This is a genomic window from Bradyrhizobium sp. th-b2 (genome assembly GCF_000426785.1).
GTDB classification, from domain to species: domain Bacteria; phylum Pseudomonadota; class Alphaproteobacteria; order Rhizobiales; family Xanthobacteraceae; genus Bradyrhizobium; species Bradyrhizobium septentrionale.
This window is the reverse complement of record NZ_AUGA01000147.1, coordinates 1-6,893: the sequence shown is the minus strand read 5'-3', so window position 1 is coordinate 6,893 and position 6,893 is coordinate 1. Positions and strand designations below refer to the sequence as shown.

The 6,893-nt window shown below is 62.8% G+C and carries 7 protein-coding genes; 4 read left to right on the top strand and 3 right to left on the bottom strand.

From position 1 onward, the window contains the following. Positions 1 to 559: 559 nt before the first annotated feature. Positions 560 to 2,305 carry a T3SS effector NEL-type E3 ubiquitin ligase NopM gene (gene nopM, locus K359_RS0146100; protein ID WP_029085050.1) on the top strand — a complete coding sequence of 582 codons (1,746 nt, stop codon included), beginning with the start codon at positions 560 to 562 and terminating at the stop codon, positions 2,303 to 2,305. Between the two features lie 245 nt (positions 2,306 to 2,550). Here nopM and K359_RS56090 read toward each other — a convergent pair whose 3' ends face one another. Together K359_RS56090 and K359_RS0146090 are read right to left on the bottom strand one after the other, a co-directional pair. Continuing rightward, positions 2,551 to 3,480, bottom strand: a complete 930-nt coding sequence (locus K359_RS56090; RefSeq protein WP_245284937.1) for a relaxase/mobilization nuclease domain-containing protein — start codon at positions 3,478 to 3,480, stop codon at positions 2,551 to 2,553. A 133-nt stretch (positions 3,481 to 3,613) separates the two neighbouring features. Continuing rightward, positions 3,614 to 4,162 carry a MobC family plasmid mobilization relaxosome protein gene (locus K359_RS0146090; RefSeq protein WP_245284936.1) on the bottom strand — a complete coding sequence of 183 codons (549 nt, stop codon included), beginning with the start codon at positions 4,160 to 4,162 and terminating at the stop codon, positions 3,614 to 3,616. A 33-nt stretch (positions 4,163 to 4,195) separates the two neighbouring features. Here K359_RS0146090 and K359_RS56085 point away from each other — a divergent pair, with 33 nt between their 5' ends. After that, a complete protein-coding gene (locus K359_RS56085; protein ID WP_245284935.1) occupies positions 4,196 to 4,537 on the top strand; it encodes a hypothetical protein in 342 nt (113 codons plus the stop codon). A 36-nt stretch (positions 4,538 to 4,573) separates the two neighbouring features. Here the strand turns inward: K359_RS56085 and K359_RS0146080 are convergent, their stop codons facing one another. Beyond that, positions 4,574 to 4,873: a DUF736 domain-containing protein gene (locus tag K359_RS0146080; RefSeq protein WP_029085048.1), complete on the bottom strand. Its 300-nt coding sequence runs from the start codon at positions 4,871 to 4,873 to the stop codon at positions 4,574 to 4,576. Between the two features lie 500 nt (positions 4,874 to 5,373). Between K359_RS0146080 and K359_RS56080 the strand changes: the two genes are divergently transcribed. Both K359_RS56080 and K359_RS65415 read left to right on the top strand, forming a co-directional pair. Then, entirely contained in the window at positions 5,374 to 6,174 is an 801-nt protein-coding gene (locus K359_RS56080) for a hypothetical protein (protein ID WP_245284934.1), read from the top strand. Next, complete coding sequence (locus K359_RS65415) at positions 6,117 to 6,581, top strand: tyrosine-type recombinase/integrase (protein WP_245284933.1); 465 nt, start codon at positions 6,117 to 6,119, stop codon at positions 6,579 to 6,581. The genes K359_RS56080 and K359_RS65415 overlap by 58 nt, the downstream gene beginning before the upstream one ends. Positions 6,582 to 6,893: the final 312 nt, after the last annotated feature.

The window sequence follows — 6,893 nt, the reverse complement described above, 5'->3', positions numbered from 1 at the left end:
CTAAAGCCCCGATCTGAGCATCAGCGGAGGTGCTCGGAAACGGCCGTACAGAATTAGCATCGTCGCGTGATTCGGACGGCGTGGGCGCAGTCAGATCAACCAATGGAAAACCGCGGTAGGTGCCTGAGCGAGCCCTGGCAGCGGGCGCCGGCGCTGCTTCCATTGCGGAGGACCTCCTCAAGCCCCGAAATAAGGCGAGCATCCTCGGAATAAAGAGGCGGGCTTACTTCTGTCACCGCTGGCAACCGAGCGACCCGGGGTTCTGCAGCGACACTCGTCAGCTGATCGACAGGTAGGCCTGCTACGGGCAGAACGCTGCCACGTTGACGGTCCTCCGGGACTTAATCTAGTCAACGAAATGGCAGGAAGCCTCGCAGCAGTAGCGATCCATTTGCCGCGTTTGGGCTCATGTGAACCTGTACCGGCTCGAGTCGGGCGGGAGCCGCAGCGCACGTGCGCTGGCTCTCGAATGATGCTGGCTCTCGAATGATCATGACAACCAGCCTGCTTCGCGACCTTGAGAAGCGGGGGCATTCTTGTTCTGACGATGGAGAAATTGATGAACACAGGACAGGCACAGTGGAGTGCAGGTTCTTCCTCGGACGCTTCTGAAGAGGGGGAGCAGGAAAGTTACCTCAGCGGCTTCAGCCGAGCCGTGGCGGATTTGGTCGAAGCCATGACAGGATATCGGACCCCGGCCTCCGCGCGCGCGCAGATCCTCGACAACTGGGTTGCCGAAGAGGGGCAGGGCGAAGCCGAGAATCGGCGACAGGGGCGCACACGAATTAGGGGTTCGGACAACGCGGGCTCGCACTTGCTGGATTTGTCCTCCCTCTCCCTGACCGCTTTGCCCGCCGCCCTGCCGCCAAGATTGCTTGAACTGCGCGCCAGGCACAACGAGCTAAGCAGCCTGCCCTCTAGCTTCCCACCCGGTCTTCAGCATCTTCTCATTAGCCATAACCGGTTGACCAATTTGCCGGACGCTCTTCCGGCGACCCTCTCTCGGCTGGAGGTGGCCGATAACAGCTTGACCAGTCTGCCGGCCAACCTTCCGGCTGGGCTCGAGATCCTGAACGCAAGCGACAACCGACTAACTAGCCTGCCGGACGCTCTCCCGAGCAGGCTCACCTCGCTCGCGGTTAGTGGCAATCAGCTTACCGACCTCCCCGACTCCCTCCCATCGGGGCTTATTGAACTCGATGTCAGCAGCAATCAATTGGCCAACCTCCCCGCCCCCCTTCCGAGCACGCTCCAATCACTCAATCTCAGCGGTAACCGGCTGACCAGCCTGCCTGAGGATCTTCTTGAGGGTCTTGTACCGAATCTTAGTCTCAGCTACCCGCATTTGGAGAACCTCGAGTTCGGGGATAACCCGCTGCCGGACGACGTCCTCGCTAATCTGGCGGCGGCTGAAGCGCCACCTCAGCTTGCGCCGCAATCTCTATATGAGGCTGCCGCGCATTGGCTGGGAGACGCCCCCTCGGCACTGGCCGAATGGCTGCACTTTGCGGATGAGCCCGGCGCCCAGGACTACGCACGGTTCCTAGAGAGGCTACGAGAGACCGTTAACTATGGCAATCACGAGTTTCGGCAGAGAGTGGCTGATGATCTGCGGCAGGCGGCGGCCAATCCGAGATTGCGCGAGCAGTTTTTTGCACAGGCTTCCGAGGCCAACGCGAGCTGCGAGGATCGAGTTACCTTGCACTGGAACGGTATGCAGACCGCGCGCCTCAACGCTGATGTCGAGGGCGGCGTCTATGACGATCGTCTTGGCGAACTGATCCAGCGCGGCCGTGTTGCGTTCCGCTTGGAGGCGCTTGATGAGATCGCGCGCGACAGGGTCAACTCGCTCCTCAGCCTCGACCCAGACATAGACGACGTGGAAGTCTACTTGGCCTATCAACATCGGCTGCGCGAGCCGCTGGAGCTCAGTCACGTCGCCCCTGACATGCGCTTCCTGGCGGTCTCTCGCGTAAGCGAGGATGATGCGACGGAGGCACTGGACCTGGTCCGGGAGCGGGAAGCGAACCAATTCACCGACTATATGGCAACCCGCTGGCAACCTTGGGAGACGGTGCTGAGGCGCATCGCACCGGACGAACATGCAGCGATGCAGGACCGGCTCGTCGAAGCCATGGGCGAAGAGTTTCAAAGCCGTCTGGATCAGCGACTGGCCGAACATGGTCTGGTAGGCGACGTCGATGCCGAGCGGGTGCTCGGAGCCCAAGTCCGAAACCAAATCGCTGGCGAGATAAAAGGCGAGGTCATGCACCGGCTGCTCGCAGAGCGTGGCCTAGAACAATGAGACTTCCCAAGAGTCCCGCAGGGATATTTTCATTGCTCTGTGGGGCTGCCTCAAGATGGATCCTGCAATCGACATCATCCTTGAGCTGACGATTGGCGCTCGAGCGAGAGGCTGAGGCGCGGCCCGTTGAGGCAGCACGCATCTACCGCCGTGAAGATCGCACGGTGTGCGGCAGCGTGAAATGGTCGGCGTGCAGCCTGTCAATCGGCGTTCAAATTGAACGCCGATTGACATCCTACGCTCGCTCATCTGGTCCGGTCATTGCCTCTTGTTTGGTGGCGCCCCTCTGCATCGACGCCCTGCTCCGCGCCGCGGCGGCGGGTATTGGCAAGCTCCGAAAGCTCATTCTTCAGCGCATGCCGACGGGTTTCGACAGCAGGCATGTCGTTGACGAATTGCCGAATCTGGCGCGAGAGGGCGTGATCTGCTGCCGCTCCAGAGCGCTTTAGCTCGGCGGCATAGTCGAGATATCGCTGCCGGATCGCATCCTGACGTGACATAATCTTTTCGTCCCAAGGATGTTTCACAACCTTGCCGCCCCTCACCTCCGAAAGCACATCCGTGCGGGCGAATCGGTCGACATCGGGCCTGATCTTTCGCTTGCGCAAAGCGAGCACCGGCCCGCGATCAGCCTTTCGAACCCGTCCGCGGGTTCGCCGCGGCGTTGCCTCCGTCGCAATCCCGCGAAGCCGGAGCTCGCCAGCAAACCGCTCCCGCCAGGCCTGAAGATCCGCCTTGCGAGGGTTGAGGCGCTTGCCGTCATGGCCAAGCGACCGAACGGTCAAGTGCACGTGGGGATGCTTGTCGTCGAGGTGCTGGACGAAGACGTCGTCGTGATTGCCATCGAACGTCTCGATCGCAAACGCCCGCGCCGAATCCTTGACCGCAATCGCGTCAGTTCCCGCCGGCATAGACAGAATGATGTCGATCGAAAGCGCCCCATCGCGGCGGCGCTTGTCGTCAAGAACAGCATCATCCTCCCATCGTTGCTGCAGATCCTTCAATCTAGACCGACCCGTCAGTGACGCGCCCTGCTCTGTTTCCGCATCGAGTTCGCCGTTTCGCGTGATGTATGCGAGGTGCGATTTGAGATGAGCCACGCTCTTGGTCGGGCCGGTGATTTTGACCATCACCTCTGGCGCTCGGCGCACGATGCGTTCGAGCTTGGCACGCATCGCCGGCGTAAGGCGGCCGGGTCGGGGATATCCCACTCGGCCCGCCGAGGGCGCCGATTGGGCGTTTCCCAGACGTACGAGATCGGCGGAAGTTCGGGGGCCAAGTCGCGCGACCGAGGGGAGGAGCACCGACTCATCGCCGCCCATCCCAATAATCCGCATTCCCATGCAGCGCATCACGTAGCCGCGCGAGTTCAGTTTCAATGACCAATTTGGCCTCTCGAATTGCGAGAAAATCAGGCTCAACCGCCCTGCCCTGCAACACACTGGTGTTTGCCGCACGCGCGATCTGGTTGATGTTGCCGCCGATCCGGTTGAGCTCGCGAACGATCGCGCGAAGCGCTTCATGCTCGTTCGGGGAATGCTGCACTGGCGACCCCAATCGTGAGCGCACCAGGGCGACGATCCAGCCGGTCCGCGTCATGCCGCGCTGATGTGAAACCTCCGCGAGCTGCCGCATCTCGCTCTCGCGGAATCGTACCGTCACCTTCTCCGGCCGTCCGACCGGCAACGCCAATATGCGCGGCGCTGGCGCAGCTAGGGCATCAGCAATCAGACGCCGCAGCAGGGCGGACTTGCCGCCCCGGGTAGCAGCAAGGACTGAGAACTCCGCCGCGACCTCGTCGGGGACGCGAAGCGAGATCAGAGCCATGCACTCGTTCTGACGGAACGAAAAGACCATCTCGATTATCTTCGTCAGAGATTCTCGCCATCCGTGAAAAATCTCGTGGTCCTGCGCGGCGGTATGTCCGCGAAGGATCGCAAAACAGCCAACACGGTGTTGAATGTTCCTGATGATGATGAGCGTCTGATACTCGCAAAAGGCCGTTACATCGGTGAAGGCTTCGATGACGCTCGACTCGACACGCTGTTCCTGACGATGCCGATCGCCTGGAAGGGAACATTGGCACAGTATGTCGGCCGGCTGCATAGCCAGCATGATGGCAAGAAAGATGTTTTGGTCGTCGACTATGTCGATAATACCGTCCCGGTTCTGGCCCGGATGGGAGCGAAGCGACGGGCGGGTTATCGCGCGCTGGGCTATGTGCTTGAATAGTGGCGCCCCGCTGGAAGCGGAGCGCCCTTCGCCGGTTCATCGCGACCAGATGAGCTTGTGCTCGCCCTTGTCGGCTTGAACGAGGGAGGCGTAGACCGGAGCCGTGAAGGACGGATCGTCGAGCTTGAGCGAGAGGTACTCGGCGCCTGTCTCACGGGCGGTCCTGCTCCAACCGGCGCCGAACTCGACACCGTTGACGGTGACGCGATAGTCGGGCGCCTTGTCGTTGTCACGGTCGCAGGGTTTGATGGTGGCCTTGACGTTGAGGGTGAGGGTCTTGATCGTGCCGGCATAGGAGCCGTTTTCGTCGCGGGTGAAGGTGCCGATCTGAGCCATTGTCGTATCTCCTGAGAGTTGGCCGAAGCCGCCCGATGCGGCCTCGATGGCGGTCGTGAAGCGACGGACCGGACGTCTGCACCCTCGGGCCGCAGCGTCAGCGGAGGACGGCGCAGCCGAGCTTGTTGTTGCGCGAGGAATGCGGCGCGGCCGCAGGGGAAGAAGGTCGGCGGAGCCGTTGCAGGCCAAGTCCGGAGCGGCGCCAGACCAGCCCCAAGAGAGGGCGCATCGGGGGCTTCGCCGGCATTGTCGGCAGAGAACGACGCTGGCGGTCGGCGCCTCTTCAGCACGTTCGGCGCCGCCGGCGCGTCAGCCCTCCGGCATTACGGCCAGCATGCTCCGACCCAACGACACACGCCGCGCCCGACGGGTCTCCACGGACACGTCGGGTTCGGATCCAGTGGGCAAAACGCCTATCGCATGGAATGGGGTCGAAACCTTCGATTTGCTCGACGCGCCGGGCGCTCCCGACGTGAACAAGCAACTCGAAGGAAAACGTGGTGACAAAACGAAAGCGCGGACATCGCCGAAGCGTTGATGTCCGGATCAACTGGCTGCAACCGCATGTCGATGACTTCAAGGACTCGCTCTCGCTGCGGAAATACACACCGGCGACAGTAACAGAGATGGCGCGCCTGCTCGCGCTGTGGGCCGATTGGGTCCGCGCGTCCGGCTTCGAGATCGAAACGCTCGCCGCCGGCTTCGCCGCATCGGCGTCGGTATTCCGGGGTAGCAAGACAACTCGTGCGCCACAGGGCGCCGCCGCGCTGTTCATCGCCTATCTGCGTGAGACGAACGTCCTGCCGCCGGAGCGGCGGCCGTCGCTGGAGGAGAGCTGGCCGTCACTGGCCGCCTTCCGTCGCTGGATGCGGGAGCAGCGCGGCGTCAAGGACTCCACGCTCGACACCTATCAGGCGATCCTGGTCGACCTGCTGGCGTCGCTCGGCACCGATCCCGCCCCGTACACAGCCGCCGCGATCCGCGGCTTCGTGCTCGATCGCGCGAAGCCGCACGGACGCGGACGGGCGCAAGGCATCACCGTCGCCACGCGCGCCTACCTCAAATATCTTGTGGCGACCGGGCAGTGCCCGGTCGGCCGGGAACAGGCTGTTCCGAGCTTCGCGAACTGGCAGTTGGCGACGACGCCACGCTTCCTCGGGCAAGCCGACATCGGCCGCCTTCTGCCGCTTGTGACGGCGAGGATCGGCTGCGCGATCGGGCCGTCATTCTGCTCCTTGCCCACTTGGGCCTCGGGGCAAGCGAAGTCGCTAATCTGGCCTTCGGTGAGATCGACTGGGTGACTGGCAGGATAACCCTTGCCGGCAAGGCTCGGCGCGAGGAGCGCCTGCCACTGACTCAGGAGATTGGCGATGCCATCCTCGCCTATATCGAGCGGGCACGGCCGCGCGTCGCGACAACGCGGGTCTTCCTGACGAGTGCTGCGCCCGTCAGGCCGCTCAGCCGCATCGCCGTGAAATGCATCGTGCGCCGTGCCCTCGATAGGGCTGGCGTCAAAAGCATCCATCGTGGGGCTCATGTTCTGCGCCACTCCGCCGCGACGACCATGCTGCGCAACGGCGCCAGCCTTGCCGGTGTCGGCGCCGTGCTGCGGCACCGCTCCCCATCGGTCACGGCGCTCTATGCCAAGGTGGACATCGGCCTCTTGTCGGAGATTGCGCAGCCCTGGGGCCGGAGGCTACCATGTTGAGCGAGGACGCTGACCGCTACATCACCCTTCGCCGCACGCTCGGTTACAAGCTGGTCAAGGCCGAGCGGCATCTTCGTGCCTTCGCGCGCTTCGCCCTCCACTGATAATGTTCGCCTTCGGCGTGCACCCCAGTTTCCCGCGCACACAGTCCGACTGGTGTCGGGCGAGAGCCGCTCCAGCCAACTCTATCCGCACAAGCCGACATCAGCCCCTGAGTCGGTTCTGCAGTGCCTGCCGATTGGCAACTACGTTGCTGAGGTTCAGCAGGTGTGGTTCCCGTCCTTGCTCCAATTGCCTAACCAGCGCCCGCGT